Origin of the sequence: Moraxella sp. VT-16-12 (genome assembly GCF_002224245.2) — a bacterium.
Lineage (GTDB): Bacteria > Pseudomonadota > Gammaproteobacteria > Pseudomonadales > Moraxellaceae > Moraxella.
In genome coordinates, this window is sequence record NZ_NKHK02000006.1 from 123,029 (window position 1) to 147,662 (window position 24,634).

Here is a 24,634-nt window from a genome sequence, read left to right on the forward strand (position 1 = left end):
GTCTTTCAAGTGATTGTTTGCTGATACAAAGAAGTCAGCTTAGCAAAAAATAGCTGACCATGGCAACAGCGTTGTTTAAAAAATGTAGCAACATCGCCAAGCCTAGCCCGTGTTTTAGCCGAGCATGGCAAAATAACACGCCCAACATAAAAATTGACATCATGCCAATCACATCGTATTGCAAATGAACCACTGCAAATAACAGACTGCTGCTGATGATGGATTTGGTGGGCGTGCCATCTTGATGGATAATCCCAAAAATCAGCCCACGAAAGACCACTTCTTCATAAATTGGAGCAATCACCACAATGGCGATGATGAGCCACCAAAAGGACGCAGCAGTCATGATGTCATCTAAAAAAGTCATGGGAGTGCTGTCAAAATAAATCGTCAATAGCTCACTAATGGCTACAATGATTATCATGATTCCTACGTATCGCCCCAAATCTTTGATGTTAAATTTTCCTAAATTAAAAAAATCTTTGGTTTGTGCGATAGAGCGGGTTTTTTGATAAATGATTCCCCAACACATCAATGACAGTACGCCGGCAGTAAACATGATGGATAGGGCGGTGATGATGCAATCTTGACTACCAAGCACGAGCCGAGTTTGTATGTCAGCATTGGGCATTTGTGGTGTGGCAAATAGATAGACACCAACCAGATTCATGACAAGCAAGGATAAGACGATGAACACGCACACGCCAAAACGCCACATGACCGAAACACGCAAAGAAGTCATAAACAACCATTAAGATAAGTGAATGATAAAAACAAAAAACCCAACTGTTGCCAGTCAGGTTTTTAAGATGGTGGGGACGGAGAGACTCGAACTCTCACGGGTCGCCCCGCTGGAACCTAAATCCAGTGCGTCTACCAATTTCGCCACGTCCCCAAGATGTCGCCATTATAATATAAAATTTTTTACTGTCAAGTACTTTTTAAATTTATGTGAATTTGGCGACAAGTGGTTTATTTTTTGGGAGCTACAAGCAAGTCTGCTCTTTCGTCTTTTTCGTACAGAGTGCCTGCTCGTCCAACGATAAGCGGGTCAATGTTGCCGATTTGGCGTTCGTCCTTGCCTTCATAGCTAAGTTTGTTTAGAACATAACGCATGGCATTTAATCTGGCACGTTTTTTACAGTCAGATTTGATGACTATCCAAGGTGCTTCGGCACTGTCAGTGTTAAAGAACATGGCTTCTTTGGCAAGGGTGTAATCGTCCCATTTGTCAAGCGATGCTTTGTCCACAGGAGAGAGCTTCCATTGTTTTAGTGGGTCGTTTTCACGACTGGCAAAGCGAGCTTTTTGTTCATCACGAGTAACGGAGAACCAAAATTTGATAAGATGAGTGCCAGATTCTACCAGCATTTTTTCAAATTGTGGCACATGACGCATAAAGGTTTTGTACTCTTCTTCGGTGCAAAAGCCCATCACTTTTTCTACAACGGCACGGTTGTACCAAGAGCGGTCAAACAGCACAATCTCACCTGCGGTGGGCAAATGAGCGACATAACGCTGAAAATACCATTGTCCACGTTCTTGCTCGGTGGGTTTTTCTAGGGCGACAACTCTTGCACCACGGGGGTTAAGATGTTCCATAAAGCGTTTGATTGTGCCACCTTTACCAGCAGCGTCTCGTCCTTCAAATAAAATAACGATTTTTTGCCCTGTGGCTTTGACGTGGTGTTGTAGTTTAAGCAGTTCAATTTGTAGTTTGTACTTTTGGGCTTCATAGTTTTTACGGCTTAGGCGGTTTTTGTAAGGATAGCCACCATCACGCCATGTTGCAGACAGTTCGGTATCTTTGGAATTATCGCTTTTAACTTGGGAGATGACTTGGCTGACAGGCAGATATTTACTGAGTAATAAACCCATCTCTGCCAAGTCATTTGGTGTGGCATGGTTTAACAAGTCTTCAAGCTGACTCATGGTTGTGGGCATGACAGCATTTTGGCGATTGGTTTCGCTTTTTTTTGGGGTGGTTGCCATAAAAATCTCCAAGTTTACAATTACAAAGATATAATGAAGTATTACAATTTTATTTCATACTTTCATATTAACACATTTTAGGTAACTCATCAATCATAAAAGCCTTACAAGCGGTAATGATTATAGGGGGATTTTGGGTTGTTAAAGTGGCTATTGGGCTTGATTTGTGCTGATTTATCACAGATGGCTTGTTTGGTGATTTATCATTGATAAGTTAAAAAAGACCACCAAACGGCAGTCTTTTTATGACAAGTGGCAATTACTGACTTAAATTGATATAAGCACCTGCACGCAACTCTTGCAACCAGTCTTCTTCGGCTTGGGGAGCTTGGCGATTAAATAAAATCTCTTTGGCAGCCAAACGCCGACGTTCTTCGCTCATGTCTTTTTGGCGAACGTCATCTATTTTTAGGATATGCCAACCAAATTGTGAGCGAAAGGGTGTAGAAAAATCACCTGCTTGGGTGTTTTTCATGACATCTTCAAACTCTTTGACCATTTGACCTTCACTCACCCAACCCAAACTGCCATTTTGAGTGGCTGAACCAACATCGTCTGAATAAGTGGTGGCAAGATTTTTAAAATTTGCCCCTTGTTGAAGTTCGGCATATAGGGCATTGATTTTTTGTTCTGCCATCGCTGGCGAATGGCTGTCATCTATCTTGGCCAAAATGTGGCTGGTTTGCCACTCAGAGACCAGTGCAGGCTGATTTGGCAGGCTTGCTCCCTCAGGCGATGCTAAAAATGCGTCTATTTCTTGGTCGCTGATTTTAATGCGGGGGGCAACTTGTGCTTGCCATAACGCCACCAAGGAAGCATCCTCTATGATTTGTTTGCGTAAAGCAACATAGCTCCCTGCTTTTTGGGTGTCTAGGTGTTGCTGAAAATCTTTTAGGTTGTTAAAGCCAGAAGACTGGGCAATTTGTTGTAATTGGCGGTTAATCAGGGTTTCATCAGGGCGAAATCCTGAACGATTGATGATGCCCAGTTGTAGTTTACGAGCAATCAGTTCATCTAAGGTTTGGGCTTGGAGTTGTTCGTTGCTGATACTGATGTTGCGAGCTTGGTATTGTTTGGCTAGGGTTTGAGCGGCGCTAAGAAACTCGCTTTTTAAAATAATCTCATCATTGACCTGAGCTAATACACCATCTTTGCTGTCATTGACACCGATGGCATGAGCAGATGTGCCGATGAGTATGGCAAGTATTAAGGCTAAGTGTGTGTATTTCATAAATTTTTCCTAAAATGTAAATGCCATAAGTGTAGCATGCTATGTTTGTTGGGTCAAATTGCCAAGTTGCTTTGCGTGAAAATTTAATAAGCGTGTTGCCATGCGTTATGAGCGTGGTCATAACCCAACACTTTATCACTCATCAGGCTATTGAGTTTACCCTTAGTGCTGATGCCATTTAAGCGAATTTCTGCCATGATGGCGTTGTGTGTGTTGGTGGGGTCTAGGTCGTTACGATAACGGCGAGCATATATTGACACCCCATAACAGCAATCTTCGTAGTTTACCCCAACCAATGCATCTAATAAACGGCTATTTTTATGGTCATATTGGGCTTGTGAAAGCAATCGCCAGCGATTATTGATGGGAAAGATGGCAGATGCGGTATAGGCAGATAGGGGCAGTTGTCCTGTTGCTTTATGCTCTTTTCTTTCAATCACGCCCACATTAAACAAACTGTGTTCATTGGGCTGATAGCGAATTTGGGCGATAACTGAGTTTAAATCATAATCAGATGTAAACGCCCCTGCGGTATCTACCCACAGCCGTTCTTGGGGTTGAGCGGATAATTTCCATGCCATGCCTGTGCTTTTGCCAGTAAAAACTTGGCTATTATCAATACCAACTTTGGTGTCTTGGAGCAAAATTTGTTCTGCCAAACCACCATCAAATCGAGTCAGACCATTTTTATCTACATAACGATAGCCGATGGCAGGCGTGATGGCATGCAAATCCTGTATGCGGTCATAGCCCAAAAACCAACTGTCTGATAAAAGCTGCTCATAACTGACCGCTGAGATGGCGGTGTCAAAGTTGGGGATTTTTGTTTGGTCTTTGTGGGGGGTGTAGGTGTATTTTAAACGTGGCATGATGAGCTGATAGCCACCTAAACTGTCATCATATAACCCAAATGGCGAGCCTTGTTTTTCAAAAAATAACCCTGCATCTATGCCCACACTGGGGGCAAAGACAGAATACGTGCCTTCGCTCTCGGTCAATCCCCGTGCAGATAGGCTGTCTTCATCATAGGATGCATACAGATGGTTTAAGGAGAGTTTTGGGGTGATATAGCCCCATGATTTTTCCAAAGGATAGCTGGCAGAGATTTGATTGTACATACGCACACCGCTCTTTTCAGTATCTGAACCATCTTTGATGGATTTTTTAAAATAAGCAGAGTGGTGCGTGCCTTGTATGTGCAGATTATCAAGACGGGTACTGTCATAAAAACGGCTAAGTTTTGGTAATGTATAAGACACGGCAAGCTGCGGCAGGCGTGAGTAAGGTTTGTCTTTATCGGTGATGGGTGTGCCATCATTGTTTGTGCCATCTAGGGTTTGGAAAGTTTCTGCCCGAAAATCTGCCGTCAGATAATCATTATAATAGTGAAAACCAAGGTTTCTAGGTAGGTTTAGGGGGTTGTTTTCTAAACCAAGCGTGTCAAAATCACTTAAATAGTCCTTATCTGATACATAATGATAATTGGCATAGCCTTTTAAACGGGGGATTTTTTGTGATGACCATAGGTGGCGATAGGAGACACGTTTACGGTCTTCATTGCCATATTTGCGGTCGCTTGGCAGGTATGAGCCTGTCAATGTGCCTGTGCCATAGTTTTTGGTTAGGTAACGAAACTCACCTGTGAGCATGGGATTTTTACTACTAAAAATGGTGGGTGTGAGTGTCAAGTCATAATGGGGGGCAAGGTTCATGTAGTAGGGCGTGTGAATTTCCAAACCATTAGAGCCAATCCCAGCATTGGGAAGCAAAAACCCACTAGAACGTCTATCGTCTATCGGAAAGTTAAAATAAGGCAGGTAAAAAATGGGCGTGTTACCAATTTTTAGGGTGCTGTTTTTGGCAATGCCACGACCTGTGTCAGTATTTAGGTCAATGCTGTCGGCATCTATGTGCCATTTGCGTTCATTTGGCGGACAGGTGCTAAACATGACATCGTTCATCTGATAATGACTGTCGCTTAATTGTTGCAACTGTTGGGCGTGTCCATGAGCTTTGATGGTGGTGCTGGCAAAAGCAACATCTTCGGCATGAGCGGTTTGATTGTCGCCGTAGTACATTTTTTGAGCAACACCGATGATGCCTGCACCCGTTTTATCATCACTGGGGTTGTTAAATAGCACATTACCTTCGGCAAGTGCCTGACCTGTGCTGGGGTGGTAGACCACTTTGTCAGCACTGACTTGTTGTCCGTTTTGTTCTATGATGACATTGCCTGACAGCTCAGCGTAGTCTTGATTGTCATAATAACCATAATCAGCTTGGGCATAAAAACTGTTTGCTATGCCATTATCCCCCAAACTTTGGGTGAGTGTGGTGCTTTTTGGGCTGACCCACTCGCCATGACAACGAGCATCTGTGCTGGGTTTGGTGTGGTAATGCTCGGCAAGCTGGCGAAGGCTTTGGCTGTCCGCCCCAAAACTTACAATAGGTAGCAGTCCCATGCCAAAAAACGCCAAGCGAATGCCTAGGGTGAGTGGTTTGGTGGGTTGGAAAATAGCGTGTGTCATGGCAAAGTCATTAAAACAAAAACGTCTCATTTTACACCATTTTTAAAAATTTTTTAATCAAAAAACAAAAATCATCGTCTTTTTGTGAAAAAACAACCATCATGATTGAAATTATTGTATAATTGGCTGATTTTACTTTTGACTTTGGATAAACCATGACTCGCCACGACCGCATGATGGCATTTTTGCACGACCATCTTACCCAAGATTTTCACGTTGAGACTTTGGCAGGGGACGCAAGTTTTCGCCGTTATCACCGCATACATTTTGACCTAAAAAGCGAGCAAAATCACACACACATGACCTATCTTTTGATGGATGCGCCCCCCGAAAAGGAAAGCGTGGTGGAGTTTGTCAAAGTGGCAGATATTTTATCAGAAAGAGTAAATGCTCCTGATATTATCGCTCGTGATATGGAGCAAGGTTTTTTATTGCTCCAAGATTACGGTACGACCGAATTTGCACACGTCATTACTAACAAAGACCAAAAAGACGCTTATTACCAACAAGCCTTAGATACCCTAGTACAGCTTCAAAAAATTCAGATTGATGTAGACTTACCATTGTATGATAACGATGTGCTGATTAGAGAGATGAATTTATTTACCCAGTGGTTTTTGCCTTATGTGGGTGTCAATGGTGATTTTGCTGATGGGCATGTGTGGCAACAATTACACCAAGTGCTGACACAGAGCATCCAAAGTCAGCCCAAAGTGATTGTTCATAGAGATTATCACAGCCGTAATTTGATGATAGATAAATCATCTGGCAGTCTTGGTGTGATTGATTTTCAAGACGCATTGATTGGAGCGGATACTTATGATTTGGTCAGCTTGGTCAGAGACGCTTATATTGATGATGATGAAGATTGGGTAATGACACAAATCACCAAATTTCACTCATTAAGTTTGCGTACAGATAGCCTGTTTGAATTTGTCAGGGATGTTAATGTCATGGGTGTACAAAGGCATTTGAAAGTATTGGGCATTTTTGTGCGACTGTCCCAAAGAGATGGCAAAGAGCGATATTTGGCAAATATCCCCAAAGTGATGAAAGACTTAATCCACGAATTAACTTGGCTAACACAAAAAGACATCCATCCCATCTATGGCGAATTTTTAGGTTGGTTAAATACAGAAGTTCTGCCTAAATATCACCATAAATTTAATGTCGCTTAACCATCTGATTAGTAAGTAGATAACATGATAACCCAAGCCATGATTTTGTCAGCAGGTAAAGGTACTCGCATGAGACCTTTGACCTTAACCACCCCAAAACCGCTTGTTCCTGTGGCGGATAAACCGCTTATTGTTTGGCATATTGAACGCCTAAAACAAGCAGGCATTAGCGATATTGTCATTAATGCAGGGTATTTGGGCGATGTGCTGATAGACAGACTTAGGGCGTTGGATTTGGGTGTGAAATTATCCATCTCTGATGAGAGTGTGTTAGATGAACCGTTGGAGACGGCAGGGGGCATTCGGTATGCTCTATCTCAGGGACTGCTTCGTGATGAGCCGTTTTTGCTGATTAATGGTGATGTGTGGACGACCTTTGATTTTGGGCGGTTAAAATCCATCTCATTAGGAAAAAAACTGGCACATTTGGCATTGGTAGAAAATCCTGAACATCACCGCTTGGGTGATTTTAATTTGGTGGGTGATTTGGTGCAACCTAAAACAGACGGCGTGCCATCTGTTACCTTTGCAGGGCTAAGTGTCATGTCGCCAAAAATGGTCGCTGATGTGGTGGCGGGGCAAATCGCACCCCTTGCTCCTTATCTGCGTCAAGCCATGAGCCAAAATTTGGTGTCAGGACAAATGATAGATGATGTGTGGGTAGATGTGGGAACGTTAGAAAGATTGGCATGGGTGGATAATTTTGCCCGCCATTTGACCAAATAACACCGCCTTTGGTCTGTTTTTATGAAAATTTTAAAAAATCACTTGCAAATTTTTTAAAACCATCTATAATAACGCTTGGCTTCATCGGTAGCTTCGCAACTTTGATTTATGAACCCCGCCAGGACCGGAAGGTAGCAACGGTAGTAGATTTAAAGTGTGCCGGAGATGTGCTGATGAAGTCATTTTTTTGCGTTTAAGATTTATTTAACATAATCTTTTTATTATTTTAATGTCATTAAACCAATAAATTCAAAACCATCATCAACGATTTTGTAACAAGTCAATTTGCAAATAAGCATATTCTAAAATTTATGATAAAATAATTCGCCTTTGATACCAATATTTTTAACCAAACACCATGCCATTTCACCTGATTGCCCAATTTTTTGAAAAAATATTTTATGAATTATACCAAAGCATTTATTTGTTTTTGGGCGGTTCGCTTGATGATGGCGTGATAAATTGGGCGGAGCGGGGTTTTGCATTTTTAGAAATTGCGATTAAGTGCATCATTTTGCTGATGGTGGTTGGTTTTTTTTATTGGCTATTTGTGTATTTTGTCAAACATTTGAAGAACAATTTGCATTTATCGCATCGCCAAGTGTGGATTGTTAGGGCGATATTGCGTTATGCTTGGGTAGTGATAAGCATTTTGGCAGTCATGACCCAAATTAACACACAAACTGCTACCATCACTGCCACTGCTAAGGGGGCGACATGGGCGGGATTTTATTATATTTTATGGGCAAATAGTGGGCAGATATTGGCAAGCATTTTAAAGCATTATGAATTAAATGCGTCCATTGAACAGTTATTAAAAAATCTTGTTTCTGTGATTATCATGGTGCTGGCACTGGCAACCATATTGGCACAGTTTGGTTTTGACATTGTCTCTTTGGTGGCAGGTCTTGGTATTGTGGGTTTGGCGGTGGGTTTTGCTGCTCAAAGCACGTTGGCTAATTTTATTGCGGGCATTACCATTTTGGTGGAACAATCATTTCAAGTGGGCGATTGGATTCGTATTAACAATCAAGAAGGGCGAGTGGTCAAAATTTCACTAAGAGCCACACAGATTTTAGACCGTGATAATATCATTATTATTATTCCTAATTCTACCATGTCATCATCACAGGTTACCAATTTAACGTCCAAAAAAATGATAAGATTTGATGTTAAAATTAAAATCGCCTTAACTGCTGATGTTGATATTGCCAGACAAGCGATTTTAAAATCATTAAGCAAAGATGAAGTGATATTAAAACACCCCGCACCCTTGGTTACGATAGGCGAAGTGGGCGAATATGCGATATATTTAGTGGTGCGGTTTTGGGTTGCTCCTTTGTCGGTGGCACGCATACCGATTATTAAAGAACAAATTACGGAAAAAATTAAAAATACTTTGCAAAATGTGGGCATTGAGATTCCTTATCCTTATATGAATGTGCAGTTTCATGATGAATTGAAACATAAAGAAAGCGTCATTATCCCAAGTAATAATACTGGCAATTAAATTAAACATTTATTTAATATTTATTTAATCATGATGATTAAATTTAAATTGAGTTAATTTTAAAAGTCTTAATTGGGGCTGATTATGTGCCAAGTTAAAAATACATTTTGATTTGATAAAATTTCCAAAATATTCAAACCATGCTATAATAAACGGCTTAGTTTTGCGTACTCACCGAGATTATCATGCCTTATTTTATACGTCCATTTGCCAAGTTTGACCCGCAGGCATTTAGTGTTGTCATCACCTGTGCAGATGGGCTAGAAAACGCCTTATTGACCGAGCTTGCCAGCTTTGGGCTGATGGGTGAGCAGATACGAACAGGGCGTGTGCGTGTCTTGGTTAGTCTTGCCAAATTTTATCACATTTGCCTATATAGCCGAGTGGCAAGCCGTGTGCTGTTACCCATTGGCGAGTATCACTTTCGCCAAAAAGCCCAAACCATCAGCCAAGTGCGTGAAACAGAAGGCAAAAAAGCTACTCGCACCATACAAACCAACGTTGTTGATGAAGATGTACCAGAGTCGTTATATGAGTTTACCAGTCGTTTTGATTGGACAAACGTTTTTGGGGTGGACAACACCTTTGCCATACGTCTGTCAGTGGATAAACGCTTGGCGGTCAATCAGCAATTTGCCACGCTGCGTATCAAGGATGCCATTGCTGACTGTTTTAATCAAACACTAGGCAGGCGACCCAATGTGGATAAATCGCCTGATTTTTATATTTATGCCCATGCCAGTCATGAGCTTTTTGAGCTGTATTTGGATTTATCAGGCACAAGCCTACACCGCCGTGGCTATCGTGTGGCAAATACAGACGCCCCCTTAAAAGAAAACTTAGCTGCCGCTTTGCTTTATGAATGTGGCTGGCACACAAACAAACATACTGCCATCATTGACCCCATGTGTGGCTCTGGTACGTTTTTGACCGAAGCACTGCTTATGCGTATTGCCTATCCTGTGGGGATTGACAAAAAGACCAATGAATTTGGTTTTTATGCGTGGGCGTTTCATGACGACAAACTCTGGGAAGAGACGGCAAGTCATGCCCTAAATCAGTTTCATGATAATTTAGCAACACTTGAAAAAGAATTTATCAACGGCTCATTTTCTGCCCTTGCGATGGATGCCAACGCCCAAGCCATCAAAGCCTGCCACAAAAATTTGATGGCATCTGCCCTTGTGCCGATCGCTCATCACATCACCCTAGAACAAAGGCCACTTGCCCAAGCAGGTGCTGCACTAAAATCCGTTTGTCAAAATAAAACTGCCGATTATCCACTTATCATCACCAATCCCCCTTATGGTGAGCGATTGGGCGAGCGTGATTTTATCAAGCCTTTGTATCAAGGCTTGGGGCTTTTGGTGGCAGACAGTTTACGTGATACTTGCCACACAGCGGATTTGGCGGTGCTTGCCAGTCATGTAGAGCATGCCGATACTTTGCTGATGATTGACCCAAAAACCCTAAAATGCCACAATGGGGCGTTAAGCGTGTATTTTCGTTATGGCAAGGTGGATTTTGATAAAACAGACGTCATCAAATCCAGTTTGATTGTCAATTTTAACAAACAAGAGCTTACCAATGCCGATGCCCAAGAATTTATTAACCGCTTACAAAAAAACAGCAGTCATCTAAAAAAACTGGCAAGCAAGCATTGTGTTACCAACGTGCGACTTTATGATGCGGATTTGCCCAATTTTAATGTTGCCATTGATGTGTATGGCGACAAAATCCATGTGCAAGAATACGCTGCCCCCAAACAAATCCCCAGCGATGTCGCCAAAGCTCGTTTTAATTTGGTGCTGTCTGTCATACGTCAGATTTTTCATGTCAATCGTGAAAGTATTTTTATCAAAACACGCATGCGTCAATCAGGCAATGACCAATACACCAAAAATGCCAAAGATGACAATCAAAAGTCTAAAAAAATGTATGTCGCTTATGAGCATGGGGCATATCTTTATGTCAATTTTACCGAATATTTAGACACAGGGCTGTTTATTGACCACCGCAACATGCGTGAAATGATAAAAAACGCCAGTCGTGGCAAAAGCGTATTAAATCTTTTTGCTTATACCTGTACCGCCAGCGTGCATGCTGCCTTAGGTGGGGCAAAGTCGGTAACCAGCGTGGATTTATCCGTCAATTATCTTAACTGGGGCAAACAAAACTTTGCCCTAAACGGGCTTGATTTACAAGCACTAACATCAGATGGGGCGGACAAATATCAATTTATCGCTACTGATGTGTTTGAATGGCTCAAAAATAACACCGAGCAATACGATGTGATATTTATTGACCCACCCACGTTTTCTAATTCCAAAAAGTTTTATGGCACTTTTGATGTGCAGCGAGACCATGTGGCACTGATTAACCGTGCGATGAATCGGCTGACCCCCAATGGCGTGCTGTATTTTAGTAATAACTTCACCAAATTTAGCCTAGATGATGAGCTAAACACTCGCTATGACGTGGCGTGTATTACTGACAAAACCATTGGCTTTGATTTTAATCCTAAAAAACCCATTCATCAAAGTTTTGTTATCCGTCATAAAAATACCAAAAAAGCCGATGCTCATGATAACAGTCGTATGACGCATGAGATGCCAAGCCAAGCCAAGCAAAATCAAGCCAAGCAGGATAAAAAAACAGATACCAAAGACAAGCCTTATAAATCAATCGCCAAAAAAGACACGCACAAAGTGAATAAAACCAAAAAATCTGACGTGCAGCAAGATGTCTTGACCAAGTATGGCAAAAAAGCAGATAAAATCACTCACTTTACAGCCAAGCGTTTTGATGAGCAGGATAAGTCATCAAAACCCACACAAAAAATCCGCTATGATAAAATAGATGGCAAAATGGTAGCAACCATACTAAATGACGAAATGGCAAGCATAGAGCCAACACCCAAAAAATACCAAGTAAAAAAATCTGGTCAATAAACTTTACAGATGACAGAGCAAGCAATGAATACACACTTAGACAGCGATGATGGCAGCGACAATCAAGACATTATCCACGCCTTAACTCACGGCAGCACACCAACCGATGACACAGCACATGAGTTTGATGATGGCATCACATCGGCTCGCTTTAAAAAGCTACAAAAAAAGCTAAGAAAAGAAGTCTCATGGGCAATTCGCGACTTTAATATGATTGAAGATGGTGATGTGGTCATGGTGTGTATCTCGGGCGGCAAAGACAGTTTTACGCTTTTAGATATTTTATTGTTTTTAAAGAAAATCGCCCCCATCAATTTTGACGTGGTGGCGGTCAATCTTGACCAAAAACAACCCAATTTTCCTGAGCATATTTTGCCTGAATATTTGTCAGCACAGGGCATTCCCCATTATATCTTGGAAAAAGACACCTACAGCATTGTCAAATCAGTCGTGCCAGAAGGTAAAACTTACTGCTCGGCGTGTTCTCGCCTAAGACGTGGCTCATTGTATGGCTTTGCCAAGCAAATCGGAGCAACCAAAATTGCTTTGGGTCATCATCGTGATGACATTTTGGCGACTTTCTTTTTAAATTTGTTTCATGGTGGCAGCTTAAAAGCCATGCCACCTAAGCTACTTTCTGATGACAAACAAAATGTGCTGATTCGTCCGCTTGCTTATGTTGCCGAAAAAGACATCATCAAATACGCCAATTATAAAAAATTTCCCATCATTCCTTGTAATTTGTGTGGCAGTCAAGAAAACCTGCAACGAGCCATGATAAATGACATGTTAAGGCAGTGGGACGATGCCCACCCAAAACGCTTAGCCAGTATGTTTAAAGCCCTACAAAATGTCGCCCCAAGCCAGCTTGCTGACCGTACGCTGTTTGACTTTGAAAGTTTAAAAACTGAGCGGACAAACGATGAACGGCTGTTTGAAGGCGACAATATCCAAGTAGGGGTGAGTGATGAGCTTGCCAAAATCGGTCTACCCACCAATCCTGCGGTACAAACCTTTAATCCCAAATTTGAGCAACAAGACAAAAAAATCCCTGTCATCAATCCATTGCTATAAACTTATTTAGGAAATTTATGAATTATTATAAACAAATATTAGTGTTGTTGGCATGCACGCTAACAGCAACCACAGTGTTAGCAAAAACAACAGATACAGTTGTGTATGAATTTACTGCATTTGGCGATAAAGGCGTTTATGAAGATGGCTGGCGTGCGGTGGTCAAAAAAAGACACATGTCGCTTGAATTCATTCAAAACAATGAATATCACCCCAAGATACGAACTAAGCGTTTGGCTTATGCCAAAGGCGTGGAATTAACAGGAAAGACCAAGACGGGTGAAGTGGTTACATTAAATATTCGTGGGCAGACTTGTATTGATGGTCAGGGCAGACAACATGAGTTTACTGCCACATTATATTACAAAAACAAAATCATCAAAGGCTGTGCGGTGCGTGGAGCTTATGGTTATGCACCAACTTAATTGTATCAATATTAGGGGTTTGTTATGAATCAACCAACAATGAATGTCATGATTAGTGCTGATGACATCAGCCAAAAAGTCAAAGAGCTGGGTCAAAAAATCAATGAACACTACAAAGACAGCGACAAAGAGCTGATTTTGATTGGGCTACTTCGTGGCTCGGTAATTTTTATGTCGGATTTGTGCCGAGCCATTGATAAACCGCATGAGATAGATTTTATGACGGTATCTAGTTATGCTGATGGCAGCACCGTTTCTAGTAAAAATGTGAAAATTTTAAAGGACTTAGACAGCAGTATCGCTGGTAAAGATGTGCTGATTGTAGAAGATATTATTGACTCAGGACACACACTTGCCAAAGTCATGCAAATGCTCCAAACGCGTGAGCCAAACTCCATTGAGCTGTGTACGCTAGTTAGCAAGCCATCTCGCCGTGAGATACAGATAGATGTACGCTTTTTGGGCTTTGAAGTGGAAGACAAGTTTATTGTTGGCTATGGACTAGACTATGACCAAAAATATCGTCATTTGCCTTTTATTGGGGAGATTGGACTTTAAAAATTAACTTATTGATTTTTATATAAATTATTTTTTATATTGTGATTTATATTACCAAGACTACTACTAAAACAAAACCCCTATGTTTTGCATAGGGGTTTTTTCATTCAAGTTCATCAATCCATTTTTGGATTTCTGACATTTTCCAGCGACTTGCTTTGCCGACTTTGATTGGTTTTTGGAACAATCCCTTTTTGATGTTACTATAAATAAAATCTTTTTTAAGACTGATGATTTTTTCAACACCTGTAAGTTTTAACAGTCTGTCTTGGGTGGTCATATATAATCCTTATCATTAAGGTTCTGTTTTTAATGGTTCTTCATTAGCTTCAATCCCTCTTTTAGCGGGGTTGAATCCATGATAAGATTACGCTCATTTGCCCAGTCAATGATGTTCTGGATAAGTTGGTTGATTTGGTTAGTATGGTTAAACATGGGTTTGCTCCTTTACGATTTCTGCATAACGTGGGTCGCTTTCTTTGCATTACTCTCTTATCGGTGGGTTGGATAATGGTTGCCAGTACGCCACTTCACTAGGACTTATGATGACAGGCATGACAACTGATGAGCAATTTTGGCTCTCAACACTAAGCCAACAAGGCAAATCATCGCCATGACCATTGTTATAACAAGCAATGGTGATGTTGTTTTGTAAGCCCAATTCACAAACCACCACATCATCATCTAAGTAGATAAGAACAGGTGTATTATTTGGTGGTAACTTGTCACAACACTAATCCAACCACCAGTTTTTGCAAAATCAACATTGTCATTGATAATGTGCGTCATTAACAATTCATTACCGTCTTTATCAATAACTGTTGCATTGTTAAGGTTGTGTCTTTTACATATATCAGCAAGCAGTTTATTTGTTGCTTGTAAACGTTGATAATACTCTTTCATATCTCACTCCTAGCTTTTTGTAATTGTGCAGAACATACTTCACACCTTATGCTTAACCATCTGACAAAAGAAACTGCATTCAATGTCAGGTTCATCTTGCATACGTCTTTCTCTGAAATACCAATCGCTGATTGCACTTTGTGTTTTTTCAATCCTTGTGGATTAGACATCAGCAATTGTTGTGTCAAATAACAATAGTCGCCAAATTGGTGAATTTGTCTTTTGCGATGATGAGCAATTGCTTCTACCGAGATACGTTCTTTTAATGAATTATGGCTCATCATGCTCTCCTGATTGTTGGGTGAGTCTCGCCTGCTCTTCTTTGGCTTTTTCAGCAATGATGATGTTCTCTTGATAACTGTGTTCCGCCCAGCTAATGAGAATAAAAGTCATCACTAGACTCAATAACAGACTAACAACAATGCAGGCGAGCAGGTCTTTGATAAATTTTGACATGGTGGGTCTCTTGTGTTTTTGGTTTAATTATAATTTAGTATAAAACTAAATAAAAATCAAGAAAAATTTATTATAAAACTAAATTATTTTTAAAATATGGGCTAAATATGCTAAAATAACTTATTCCAAACAACAAAAAACCGCCCCACTAGGGACGGTTATTTTTGCTATTGAATATTAAAACATAAAGATAATTTTATGAGTAAATTTAATGAAATAGGGCGGTACAGTGAGAATGGTATGAAGCAAACTGCACCATTGATTGATTTTGAGAATATGATAAAAACACAAGGAAACTAATGGTCTGTAAAAACTTACCACCAAAAGTTTTAGAATACTAAACCAGTCAGGCAAGGTATAACCCTGCATCTATCAATCTTTTGTGCTTTCTTGCAAACTGCCAACACGCAATGAGCTGTATCTGATGCCTAATATCTTTTTTTATAAAAGATTATAATACCATCAAGGCTATCAATCATCAGTTCGCCATACCACTAATGACTATTTTTTTGCCAACACTTATCTACATACTTTCTTTGATTTACTAATCGTGCCATCATTGCACATAAATCTACCATCCGTAGTACAGGCTTTAATACCACCTTTACTGCCACTACATGGACGATTGCCCTTGCCACCGCCACCACTAACAGAAGCAGATGAACTGGCTTTACTGCTTTTGCTGCCACCTTTACCACCTTTGGCAATGGCGGGTGTGGTGGTGATTAGAGCAAGGCTTGCTAAGATGGTGATGAGTGTTTTCATAGGTTACTCCATTCTGTTACTAGGTTGAATGAACCATTTTCTCAATACTGGGTAAAGCAAAGGGCGGATGAGAGACTATGTCAATCAAAACAATAAATTCATCATAACGACTATAATGTAATACATACTGACTTGTCATGTTGCCTGGTTTACCAAGATAGTAAGGTACGCCAAGATGATAATGCCAAAGACAATGCTTTTGGGCATATTGGATTTTCTCTAAATTCTTTTGTGTGGTTGGTGCTATGTCAGCTGATGATTTGTTGCGATCTTGCAAGCCACGTAAGCCATGTTTTTTGACATGAAAAATAAACTCATCAAGTGCATCTTTCAATGTTTCATCAAGCTCATTAAGTGTTTGTTGCAAATGATTGGTGAAAATGACATTCATACAGTTGCCCTAAGCGTAGGTAAAATATGTCTTGTCCAATATTTCAACTCTTCTAAGGTCTCAAAGTCAGGTACAGCAACACCGTTCTCTAATGCTTTTTCTTTGGTTTCAAAGCCCTTTAATCGCTCTTTCATGCGGTCAAGGTCATAATCAAAAGGCGTGGTATATTGTGCCAGTATTTGTAAGGCATACTGACTAGGGTCTATACCTTGCTCGCCTGCTTGATGAATAATATGAGTTTCTAAATGTTTTGGTATTTCTAATAGCATGGTTTTTTCCATTATTTTATTGAAATTACAAACCCAGCAGGCGTGCCAATAAGCCTTTTTTGTGTGATTTGGACTTAGGCGATAGACTTGATGAAGATTTTTTTGTTGTGCTTTTTGTTGTTGTTTTTGCTTTGGGTGTTTGTGCAGGCGTGTCATCGTCATATTCCAAATCCACCCACACACCAAATAGTTCCCCTGTGCGAGTTACAATTTTGGCTCTGACACTTAATAAGTCTTGGTCATAATCCTTACGGTATTTTCTGGCATTTTTACGAGACAAATGTCCAACTTTGCCATATGCCGAAATAACCGCCACCGCTTGATTGTCATATGGGTTATTATTATCTTTAAAGAGCTGAACATCGATAAAAACTGCTTGCCCCTTTCGGTAAGCATTAGGGTCATCATAACATTGTCTTAATATCTCAGTATAATGACTTTCACCCACGATGGGGGTGCGAAACTCATAACCATTGTGAATATCAACCATTGCACTTACTCCATGTTATGTGTAAATTGCATCTTTCTTGTCAAATTGTTGTTAGGCAGGCGTGCCGACCATTTTCATGAACTCATCTTCGGTGGCAATTTGTATGCCATAACCTTTTTCTATCAATTCTTCGGCTTTACGTTGTTTGGCACTTTTGGTTTCACCATGGCTAAGTAATTTTGGGTCATTGATGCCCACCACTAAATAGTGTACTTTTTTAGACACGCCTGCTTTGACTTCAAAACCATGTAAGGATGCAAGATGAGCCATCTCGTTTCGACCAATATTAAAAGACCCTGTAAAACAAATACATTGACCAAAGAATCGCCCACAAACCTGTCCTTGCCTAGGCTGTATGCTTTCAGGGTAGTTTTTTGAGCTGTTTTTATAAATTTGTGTTGTTTTAGGCGGAGTAATTGGTGTGATGTACTCATCATCCAACCAATCATGAATGCTTTGGCTTTTTTCTCTAAGTACGGTATTAGCGATAAAGCCGCACGCCTTAGCATCTTCTAAGGCACGGTGATGATGAAATTTATATCCCCAAGTGGCACAAACATTGCTCAAATTAAATCCTTCATTTGAAAACTTAGAGCAGGTCTGACGCACCATCAAACTTGCATCCACCCAACGCCAATGCGGAATTGGCAAATCATTATTTGCAAGGCATTGGTGCAAGGCTCGCTCATCAAAGTTGGTATAGCTCGCCACTACATGATTACCAACAAATTGAATGAGTTTAACAAATACATCATATGGTGGGAGCATCTGCCACAGTATCAGCAGTAATGCCATGTATGGCGATATTGCGGTCAGCAAATTCCCCCACAGGCTTAATATAGGTCTCAAATGCATCAACAATTTTGCCTTTGGCGTATTTCACCAAACCAATCTGACAGATTGAACCAATCATAGGGTTGGCAGTTTCTATATCTATGGCTACAAAATTCATTGTTACTCCATAAAGCTTGATAACCAAACCACACTACCCATAATTTGGTATTCTTGGGTAAATTCATCTTGGGTAAGTGTTACACCTGTCTTATCATATTCACTATATACACGCATACGAGAGCCTGTTAAACGCTCTAAATAGCGACAAATCAAAAGACCGCCCATATTAAGGACATAAATTTTATTTGGGTAAATCAAATCCCCTTCTTGGAGCTTAGAAACTGCCACTAGGGATTTTTGACGGATAACAGGTTGCATCAGGTTATCAATGGCAACTGTGGCAAAGGTGGCAGGTACAGATAATATTTGCTTACTTAGGAACAGTGTTTGTTTTTGCTCATTAAAATTTGCTGTTGGATAAAATTGCAGTTCTACTAAATCAGCCATGCCCTTATCACAGCAGGCGAGCGACTGATTAAGTGAGCTACTTATATGACTGTTATTAACTTGATTGCCATGATTGTTGTAAGTATTATTATTTATTTGTGCAGGTGAGCTATTATGTTGCACATCCATCCATCCATAAGGTAAGTTCAAGGCGGTTTCTATTTGTCTAGCAATGTCATTGCCCATAGTAACCCTTGCTCCTGATGTCTTAACTCCCTTTTTAAGTTGGCTTATATAAGAAGCAGGCGTACTGATTGCGTCAGCAAATTTTGCTTGTGTCTTAAATCCATCTATCAATACTAGCATATTTTCTCTGCGAATTTCTGCAATATCCATAATAGACCTCTCATAAAGTTAGCATTTAACTAAAAATACCATGTTAAGTAAATAAATTCAAAACTAAATTTGCAATTTTTTTATTTTAGTTTTAAACTATATAAAATTTTAGTTAAAGACATAATTATGAGAAATTGCCATCGCAAACGTAAGACTATTACTGCTCTTGTTAGCAAAATTAACAGCCTTAATCACAATGAACGCAAAGAACTTGCTCATGCATGTGGCACATCAATAGGTAATCTACGCCAAATCGCCTATGGTTTTGGGGGCGTATCACCAAGATTAGCCAAAAGCATTGTTCAAAATGCAGGGTGCAACATAACCATAGGTGAACTTTTGCCTGAACTTGCTGACTAATCAATAAAAAACCCAGCCATCACGGCTGGGTTCCAGTGTTTTCAATCAAAAATCAAGAATCAACAACGGCTCAAACGTGGCACAGCAATATATAAAGCTGAAAAAGCGGTGCGAAATGGCGAGGTAGTTACCATTAATAAACGTGTTGCTGGCAAAATCCGTCTATCTGCCAAACAACGTGCATCTATTAAAAAGGCAGCCAGATTATCCAGAAGTAGTAAAGCTGTTGCTAAACGCCAAAAATCATTAAAAGTTGGTAAAAGACGAGGTATGTACGATTAAGAAAAACCCACCTAAATGGTGGGTTTTTTACTTTTACTTTGTTCTTTGTCAAATTTACGTTTTAAACCATCATCTAAGGTTAAAAGCTGTAAATCATGGACTAAGGCAGTGGCAAGGATAAGGCAATCAGGCAGTTTGATTTTGTGGCATTGTCTAAGGCTGACGACCATCTGAGCAATGTCATCATTAATGGGCAAACAGGTAAAGGCTTTGGCAGTTTGTTCTAATTGGGCGGCTGTTTGTTCATCTACCCCATAAAAACCCACAAACTCCATATAAGTAATTAAGCTGATGGCACATTCGTCCATCATTGCTCCGTGGCTTTCTACCAATGCCATACTTTGAGGGGATTGATTTTGTAGCCCAATCAAGGTGCAAGTATCTATTAGATAATTAATCCCATTCATCACGCACCTTCTTTTGATAAACAACTGGGTCTATGTCTTTAAAAACAGTCAAAGGCTTTTTTTGTTTAAAAAAATCAGCCACTGATACAGGCTTGGCATGGGCGGTAATGGCATTGAATACCCACTCTTCGGCACTTACACCTTGTTCTTTGGCTTGATGAATGACGATTTGCTCAATGGTAGGGGGTAGGTCTAGTATCATGAGGTAGCTCCTTTAAGTGATTGGATTTCGCTTAGAATTTGGACAAGCATATCATTTTGGTCGCTAGATTTCTCAAAAGACTGTTCAAGTCTTGCCACAATATCTGCTGTCATGGTGCGATTATGTTCATCAGCAGATGCACGGATTTTGTCTTTTAAATCGTGTGGTAGGCGGATTTTAAATTGTGCGTCTGTTTGTTCGTAGTAATTTTTTTCACTCATGCTTAGCTTCCTTTTGTGAGACACTGTTATGAAAACTATGTCTTAAAACTTCAACTATGGTTATGACAACCACAGTTGAAAATATTTAAAAAATAAACCTACTAGGTATTGACATAAAAACCTAATAGGTTTATTATATCACACATAGACCTACAAGGTCTATAAAAAGCAGGTGTGCTAACCATTTAGCTCATTGGCACGTTAAATGGGCGTGCTTGGAAAATCTTAGACGTAACCATTATGGAAAAACCACCTTAATTAGGTGGTTTTTTCTTTAAGTGGCATATATTAGTAAGTATACCAAATACGAATACCATCTAAAACTTCACGGTTTTTATGGTCAAGACTGGTTATCATCTCTAATTTGACCAATTCATGTTCTGGGTATTGGGTGAAAAAGCGGGTAAGATAGGCAGAAGCAGCCATACGTGCTTTTTCATTATGTTCTAGTCGTTCTTGTGAGTTGTATTCTTCTGTGTATCGCCATTCAGTAAATATGTATTTTTTGGCTGATTTGCTCTTTGGTAGACTAGATGGAGCAATAGTTTGGGTAGAAGGCTTACTGGCTAGACCTTTGTCCATAAGTTCAAGCATAGCGGAATTTAATGACAAATTTCGCTCTTGGGCATAATCGGCAACCGCTTGATACTGTTCTTGGGGCATACGAATTTGGGTACGCTTCCAATCATCTTGTGTGAGCAACCTACCTAAATTAGGGGCTTTTTCAAACATTTTTAAAACTCCATAAAAAAATACTTGACACTATTATATAATCATAATATTATAGTGTCAATGATATTGACAGAGTTCAAATTTGTTATATCAGATATGCAAAAGAGCCTTGCAAGCCGTAGGAAAGTTGGCAAAGCTCTTTTTAGGTTCAACCATTTCGTAAGGAAAATTTATGAAACCCAGTGTAATTCTACCACAAACCGTGAATTTTCACAATCAAACCCTGCTTACTCTACAAAAAGACGGTATCGCTTATGTGGCGATAAGCCTATTTGCGAGAATATTGGTCTTGATTGGGATAGCCAACGTAAACGCATTGAACGTGATGAAGTATTGAATTCAGTTAAGGTCATGATGACCGCAACTGGTTCTGATAGCAAACCAAACTATACAAAATGCTCTGCCTACCAATCCACCACCTTAACGGTTGGCTCTTTGGTGTAGATGTGAGCCGTGTTAAAGCAGAAATCAAAGACAAGCTCATCACCTACAAAAAAGAGTGCTATCAAGCGTTGTTTGATTATTGGAATAATGGCGTGGCGGTTAGTCCAAGAGCCATCAAGATTAACGACACCCAAGCCTACCAAATCCAAAAAGCCATCAAACAAAAGTGCCAGTACAACAAGCTACATTACCAAACACTTTACCATGCCATTTATAATGCATTTGGTGTTAAAAGCTATAAGGACATTTTGGCATCTGATTTTGATGAAGTCATGAGCTTTATTGCAGAATTTGGGTTTCACGCCGACCTTATTCGTGAGCAGCTATATGACATCATTGCTGAATGTACCGTTCATTTGCATAATTATAGAGAACTACTAGACAAAATTAAACACCCAGAAGTATGGATTGTAGGTGGAGCATTGCGAGAACTTCAAATCACTATAAACCGTCTGGGTTTTGTCAATAGTCAAGGATTGCCTATGTTTGAATCATCCACACCGCTAAACCGTTTAAACTTCTATAATGGTTACCGGCAAGAAATTTACTGACCTTTCATCTTTGATTAAACAAAGAACAAAACCATCAATACCCTGCAAGTGAGCTTGTGGGGTGTTGGTGGTTAAGATTTGTTGTGGTGTTTTATTTATGTTAAACTAAACCAATTTTTATTTTAAGGTGGATATTTGCATGAAAAAATTCTTGGTATTGATGCTGGCTTTATTTTTAACCCCTGCATTTGCTGGGATCGAGGATTCTGTTGAGTATGAAAGTTCTGATGGTAATTATCATGTATATTCCACACAAGAGGACTTTATTTTTATTGATGCAAGTGAAGATTGGGGAAGTTTTATTTCCATCTCTATACCAACCATGCAAAAAAACGGTCGTGCAGGTTATGCCATCATTCCTGCTATGAATTTGCAGCAAATGAGCGATAATTTCCTTTTAGCGAAAGAATTTATATCAGATTGCGAAGAAGGTGGTGCTATTTTCATTCATAATGGCATTGCCTTGCCCATAAATGAGGTTGATGATTTGCACGCAGTTGCAATAGGAACATCTTGCAAGTTGCTTGATGAATACAAATAATCAAAATCTTACTAAATGCTCCAATTTACAAAACCCATAGCAGTATGGGTTTTTATTTTGGAAAATAAAATTTATAATTTCTTATGGTTGTGTATAGTGGTTTTCATAATTTTAACTGGTAAAAACTCATGCAAAGCACGCAACCTATCTTTGTTAATGGCACAGCCTACGCCATTAATGAATTGACACTTGGTCAAGCCATTGAAATAGCCAAAATCGGCAAAGGCAAACATGAAAAGAAAATCAGTGCCATCTTATCTGCCATTTTAAATCACCCAACATTGCCTTATGAATTAACTTTGCAAGAAAGGCATTATTTGGTCATGAAATACATTGAAAGCAAAAATGATGTCTTTGATTTTGGGTTAAATTTTAAAGATTTTGAAAAAGATGGACTGGGGTTGATTTTAGAAAATAATACTTAGCATAAGATAGTGTAGCACCATGCCCAATCCTGCACCACATCGGTATGAGTTGCCTGTGTTGGGGAGTGATGGTAGGGTGAGTACGGATGAGGCGTGAGAGTATCCCCACATCGGATGGTCTGGGTTTTTGTGGTTTGTTTTGGTCGTCAGTCAAGTTTTTAAAATATTTTGATTTTTTTTAATCTAAGTCTGTTATAATGTCTGTGTTAAGAGAGTGTAGCGAAAGCCTAAAACTACATAGCACTCTGCAATTTATGGGGTATAAAAAGGCAGTAATTAATTTTTTTTGTCTAACTATTTGTATAATTTTTATTAAAATTAAAATAAAAACATTAAAAATCATAGAGATACCATATATGTTTACGGACACTCACGCTCACTTAACTTACCTAAGTGTTTACCAAAACAACCCCCAAGCCTTGATTGAACATTTAAAACACATGAATGTTAACCGCGTAATGGCGATTATGTGCCATTTTGATGAGTTTGATGGCATTAAGAAATGGGTGGAGCTGTCTAATGATGACACTCATATCGGCATGAGCGTGGGCATGCATCCTTGCCAAGATAAGAGTATTTTACAACGTGTTAGTATTGATGATTTGCTTGCTTTAAACGGTGATAAAACATGGGCATTTGGTGAGACAGGGTTGGATTATTATTGGGATGATACCAAAAAACATGAGCAAAAACATAGCTTTGCCACACATATCCACGCCAGTCAAATTGCTAAAAAACCTATCATTGTTCACACACGTTCTGCTTATCACGACACGCTTGATGTGCTAAAATCAGAAAAATGTGAACATGGCATCATTCATTGTTTTACCGAAGATTATGCCTTTGCAAAAACCGCCCTTGATATGGGTTTGTATATTTCTTTTTCAGGAATTGTCAGTTTTAAAAAATCAGTAGATTTACAAGAAGTTGCCAAAAAGCTCCCTCTTGACCGTATCTTGATAGAAACCGACAGTCCTTATCTTGCCCCTGTACCAAAACGTGGCAAAGAAAATGAACCATCTTTTGTGCCTTATGTGGCAACTGCATTGGCTGGTTTATTTGGTAAAACAGCTGAGCAAATCGGTCAAATCACCAGCCAAAATTTTGACAATCTTTTGAGCCAATATCATTAATTTTACTAAAATTTTTAAAAAATAGTGGAAAAATACTGGCTTTTTTTATATAATAACCGAAATTACGATAAGCGAGTGATTATGAGAATTAAACTTAACTTTTGCCCCTTTTATGAGCAGAGTGAGTTTATTTTCTAATCATTCGTTTTTTGTGGACAAATTTTGATATTTTATCATAACATTGTGATATTACTGGCAATTTTGCCAAAAAA

At 39.6% G+C, this 24,634-nt stretch carries 34 protein-coding genes, 1 tRNA gene and 1 other RNA gene; 16 read left to right on the plus strand and 20 right to left on the minus strand.

Going from position 1 to position 24,634, the window contains the following annotated elements; translation table 11 throughout:
• Nucleotides 1-34 precede the first annotated feature (34 nt).
• The 5 genes from CEW93_RS07030 to CEW93_RS07050 all read right to left on the minus strand — a co-directional run bounded on the left by CEW93_RS07030 (nt 35) and on the right by CEW93_RS07050 (nt 5,781).
• Nucleotides 35-742 carry a CPBP family intramembrane glutamic endopeptidase gene (locus CEW93_RS07030; protein ID WP_089538817.1) on the minus strand — a complete coding sequence of 236 codons (708 nt, stop codon included), beginning with the start codon at nt 740-742 and terminating at the stop codon, nt 35-37.
• A gap of 68 nt (nt 743-810) precedes the next feature.
• Nucleotides 811-895 (minus strand) — tRNA-Leu (locus tag CEW93_RS07035).
• Between the two features lie 77 nt (nt 896-972).
• Entirely contained in the window at nt 973-1,992 is a 1,020-nt protein-coding gene (gene ppk2, locus CEW93_RS07040; protein WP_089538818.1) for a polyphosphate kinase 2, read from the minus strand.
• A gap of 259 nt (nt 1,993-2,251) precedes the next feature.
• Complete coding sequence (locus tag CEW93_RS07045) at nt 2,252-3,223, minus strand: peptidylprolyl isomerase (RefSeq protein ID WP_089538819.1); 972 nt, start codon at nt 3,221-3,223, stop codon at nt 2,252-2,254.
• Nucleotides 3,224-3,306: 83 nt separating this feature from the next.
• The gene (locus CEW93_RS07050; protein WP_089538820.1) at nt 3,307-5,781 is read right to left on the minus strand and encodes an LPS-assembly protein LptD; all 2,475 of its coding nucleotides are present in this window, start codon (nt 5,779-5,781) and stop codon (nt 3,307-3,309) included.
• Between the two features lie 125 nt (nt 5,782-5,906).
• On the opposite strand from CEW93_RS07050, the gene CEW93_RS07055 reads away from it, so the two are divergent.
• The 8 genes from CEW93_RS07055 (at nt 5,907) to hpt (ending at nt 14,173) form a co-directional block, all read left to right on the plus strand.
• The gene (locus tag CEW93_RS07055; RefSeq protein WP_089538821.1) at nt 5,907-6,929 is read left to right on the plus strand and encodes an aminoglycoside phosphotransferase family protein; all 1,023 of its coding nucleotides are present in this window, start codon (nt 5,907-5,909) and stop codon (nt 6,927-6,929) included.
• A 24-nt stretch (nt 6,930-6,953) separates the two neighbouring features.
• Nucleotides 6,954-7,655 (plus strand): nucleotidyltransferase family protein, encoded by a 702-nt coding sequence (locus tag CEW93_RS07060; protein ID WP_089538822.1) that lies wholly within the window; start codon nt 6,954-6,956, stop codon nt 7,653-7,655.
• A gap of 82 nt (nt 7,656-7,737) precedes the next feature.
• Nucleotides 7,738-7,834, plus strand: an RNA gene (ffs, locus tag CEW93_RS07065) — signal recognition particle sRNA small type.
• A gap of 179 nt (nt 7,835-8,013) precedes the next feature.
• A complete protein-coding gene (locus tag CEW93_RS07070; RefSeq protein ID WP_089538823.1) occupies nt 8,014-9,165 on the plus strand; it encodes a mechanosensitive ion channel family protein in 1,152 nt (383 codons plus the stop codon).
• A 185-nt stretch (nt 9,166-9,350) separates the two neighbouring features.
• Complete coding sequence (gene rlmKL, locus CEW93_RS07075) at nt 9,351-12,116, plus strand: bifunctional 23S rRNA (guanine(2069)-N(7))-methyltransferase RlmK/23S rRNA (guanine(2445)-N(2))-methyltransferase RlmL (protein ID WP_089538824.1); 2,766 nt, start codon at nt 9,351-9,353, stop codon at nt 12,114-12,116.
• A gap of 135 nt (nt 12,117-12,251) precedes the next feature.
• Nucleotides 12,252-13,190 (plus strand): tRNA 2-thiocytidine(32) synthetase TtcA, encoded by a 939-nt coding sequence (gene ttcA, locus CEW93_RS07080; RefSeq protein ID WP_370511946.1) that lies wholly within the window; start codon nt 12,252-12,254, stop codon nt 13,188-13,190.
• A 17-nt stretch (nt 13,191-13,207) separates the two neighbouring features.
• Nucleotides 13,208-13,615: a hypothetical protein gene (locus CEW93_RS07085; protein ID WP_089538826.1), complete on the plus strand. Its 408-nt coding sequence runs from the start codon at nt 13,208-13,210 to the stop codon at nt 13,613-13,615.
• 24 nt (nt 13,616-13,639) lie between these two features.
• The gene (hpt, locus tag CEW93_RS07090) at nt 13,640-14,173 is read left to right on the plus strand and encodes a hypoxanthine phosphoribosyltransferase (RefSeq protein WP_089538827.1); all 534 of its coding nucleotides are present in this window, start codon (nt 13,640-13,642) and stop codon (nt 14,171-14,173) included.
• Between the two features lie 103 nt (nt 14,174-14,276).
• Here the strand turns inward: hpt and CEW93_RS07095 are convergent, their stop codons facing one another.
• Nucleotides 14,277-14,453 carry an AlpA family transcriptional regulator gene (locus CEW93_RS07095; protein ID WP_089538828.1) on the minus strand — a complete coding sequence of 59 codons (177 nt, stop codon included), beginning with the start codon at nt 14,451-14,453 and terminating at the stop codon, nt 14,277-14,279.
• Nucleotides 14,454-14,652: 199 nt separating this feature from the next.
• Between CEW93_RS07095 and CEW93_RS10815 the strand changes: the two genes are divergently transcribed.
• Nucleotides 14,653-14,790 (plus strand): hypothetical protein, encoded by a 138-nt coding sequence (locus tag CEW93_RS10815; protein ID WP_186727926.1) that lies wholly within the window; start codon nt 14,653-14,655, stop codon nt 14,788-14,790.
• 67 nt (nt 14,791-14,857) lie between these two features.
• Here CEW93_RS10815 and CEW93_RS07100 read toward each other — a convergent pair whose 3' ends face one another.
• The 10 genes from CEW93_RS07100 to CEW93_RS07145 all read right to left on the minus strand — a co-directional run bounded on the left by CEW93_RS07100 (nt 14,858) and on the right by CEW93_RS07145 (nt 19,124).
• A complete protein-coding gene (locus CEW93_RS07100) occupies nt 14,858-15,076 on the minus strand; it encodes a hypothetical protein (protein WP_089538830.1) in 219 nt (72 codons plus the stop codon).
• The gene (locus CEW93_RS07105) at nt 15,073-15,357 is read right to left on the minus strand and encodes a hypothetical protein (RefSeq protein WP_089538831.1); all 285 of its coding nucleotides are present in this window, start codon (nt 15,355-15,357) and stop codon (nt 15,073-15,075) included. Before CEW93_RS07105 ends, CEW93_RS07100 begins: the two co-directional genes overlap by 4 nt.
• Entirely contained in the window at nt 15,347-15,532 is a 186-nt protein-coding gene (locus CEW93_RS07110) for a hypothetical protein (protein ID WP_089538832.1), read from the minus strand. The genes CEW93_RS07105 and CEW93_RS07110 overlap by 11 nt, the downstream gene beginning before the upstream one ends.
• Before the next feature lie 519 nt (nt 15,533-16,051).
• Nucleotides 16,052-16,297, minus strand: a complete 246-nt coding sequence (locus CEW93_RS07115; protein WP_089538833.1) for a hypothetical protein — start codon at nt 16,295-16,297, stop codon at nt 16,052-16,054.
• Between the two features lie 19 nt (nt 16,298-16,316).
• Nucleotides 16,317-16,688: a hypothetical protein gene (locus CEW93_RS07120; protein WP_089538834.1), complete on the minus strand. Its 372-nt coding sequence runs from the start codon at nt 16,686-16,688 to the stop codon at nt 16,317-16,319.
• Complete coding sequence (locus CEW93_RS07125) at nt 16,685-16,957, minus strand: hypothetical protein (RefSeq protein ID WP_089538835.1); 273 nt, start codon at nt 16,955-16,957, stop codon at nt 16,685-16,687. The genes CEW93_RS07120 and CEW93_RS07125 overlap by 4 nt, the downstream gene beginning before the upstream one ends.
• Before the next feature lie 25 nt (nt 16,958-16,982).
• Entirely contained in the window at nt 16,983-17,447 is a 465-nt protein-coding gene (locus CEW93_RS07130) for an HIRAN domain-containing protein (protein WP_089538836.1), read from the minus strand.
• 51 nt (nt 17,448-17,498) lie between these two features.
• Complete coding sequence (locus CEW93_RS07135) at nt 17,499-18,215, minus strand: BRCT domain-containing protein (RefSeq protein ID WP_089538837.1); 717 nt, start codon at nt 18,213-18,215, stop codon at nt 17,499-17,501.
• Entirely contained in the window at nt 18,199-18,399 is a 201-nt protein-coding gene (locus tag CEW93_RS07140) for an exonuclease domain-containing protein (protein ID WP_089538838.1), read from the minus strand. Before CEW93_RS07140 ends, CEW93_RS07135 begins: the two co-directional genes overlap by 17 nt.
• A gap of 2 nt (nt 18,400-18,401) precedes the next feature.
• Nucleotides 18,402-19,124 (minus strand): S24 family peptidase, encoded by a 723-nt coding sequence (locus CEW93_RS07145; RefSeq protein WP_089538839.1) that lies wholly within the window; start codon nt 19,122-19,124, stop codon nt 18,402-18,404.
• Between the two features lie 126 nt (nt 19,125-19,250).
• Here CEW93_RS07145 and CEW93_RS07150 point away from each other — a divergent pair, with 126 nt between their 5' ends.
• Together CEW93_RS07150 and CEW93_RS10820 are read left to right on the plus strand one after the other, a co-directional pair.
• On the plus strand, nt 19,251-19,484 hold the full coding sequence (locus tag CEW93_RS07150) for a hypothetical protein (RefSeq protein WP_089538840.1): 234 nt from the start codon (nt 19,251-19,253) through the stop codon (nt 19,482-19,484).
• A gap of 108 nt (nt 19,485-19,592) precedes the next feature.
• Nucleotides 19,593-19,766, plus strand: a complete 174-nt coding sequence (locus tag CEW93_RS10820) for a hypothetical protein (protein ID WP_186727927.1) — start codon at nt 19,593-19,595, stop codon at nt 19,764-19,766.
• 11 nt (nt 19,767-19,777) lie between these two features.
• On the opposite strand, the gene CEW93_RS07155 is transcribed toward CEW93_RS10820, so the two are convergent.
• The 4 genes from CEW93_RS07155 to CEW93_RS07170 form a co-directional block, all read right to left on the minus strand.
• Nucleotides 19,778-20,173 carry a PIN domain-containing protein gene (locus CEW93_RS07155; RefSeq protein WP_089538841.1) on the minus strand — a complete coding sequence of 132 codons (396 nt, stop codon included), beginning with the start codon at nt 20,171-20,173 and terminating at the stop codon, nt 19,778-19,780.
• Nucleotides 20,160-20,375 carry a hypothetical protein gene (locus CEW93_RS07160; protein ID WP_089538842.1) on the minus strand — a complete coding sequence of 72 codons (216 nt, stop codon included), beginning with the start codon at nt 20,373-20,375 and terminating at the stop codon, nt 20,160-20,162. Before CEW93_RS07160 ends, CEW93_RS07155 begins: the two co-directional genes overlap by 14 nt.
• Nucleotides 20,372-20,596, minus strand: a complete 225-nt coding sequence (locus CEW93_RS07165; RefSeq protein ID WP_089538843.1) for an Arc family DNA-binding protein — start codon at nt 20,594-20,596, stop codon at nt 20,372-20,374. Before CEW93_RS07165 ends, CEW93_RS07160 begins: the two co-directional genes overlap by 4 nt.
• Nucleotides 20,597-20,884: 288 nt before the next feature.
• On the minus strand, nt 20,885-21,328 hold the full coding sequence (locus tag CEW93_RS07170) for a hypothetical protein (protein WP_089538844.1): 444 nt from the start codon (nt 21,326-21,328) through the stop codon (nt 20,885-20,887).
• Between the two features lie 96 nt (nt 21,329-21,424).
• Between CEW93_RS07170 and CEW93_RS10905 the strand changes: the two genes are divergently transcribed.
• From CEW93_RS10905 to CEW93_RS07190, 5 genes are all read left to right on the plus strand, one after another.
• Nucleotides 21,425-21,772, plus strand: coding sequence for a phage antirepressor N-terminal domain-containing protein (locus CEW93_RS10905; protein WP_255504022.1), 348 nt, complete (start codon nt 21,425-21,427; stop codon nt 21,770-21,772).
• A complete protein-coding gene (locus CEW93_RS10910; RefSeq protein WP_222432730.1) occupies nt 21,724-22,323 on the plus strand; it encodes a phage antirepressor N-terminal domain-containing protein in 600 nt (199 codons plus the stop codon). Before CEW93_RS10905 ends, CEW93_RS10910 begins: the two co-directional genes overlap by 49 nt.
• A 139-nt stretch (nt 22,324-22,462) precedes the next feature.
• Entirely contained in the window at nt 22,463-22,864 is a 402-nt protein-coding gene (locus CEW93_RS07180; protein WP_089540791.1) for a hypothetical protein, read from the plus strand.
• Between the two features lie 128 nt (nt 22,865-22,992).
• Complete coding sequence (locus tag CEW93_RS07185) at nt 22,993-23,289, plus strand: hypothetical protein (protein WP_089540792.1); 297 nt, start codon at nt 22,993-22,995, stop codon at nt 23,287-23,289.
• A 356-nt stretch (nt 23,290-23,645) separates the two neighbouring features.
• Nucleotides 23,646-24,422: a TatD family hydrolase gene (locus CEW93_RS07190; protein ID WP_089540793.1), complete on the plus strand. Its 777-nt coding sequence runs from the start codon at nt 23,646-23,648 to the stop codon at nt 24,420-24,422.
• Nucleotides 24,423-24,634: the final 212 nt, after the last annotated feature.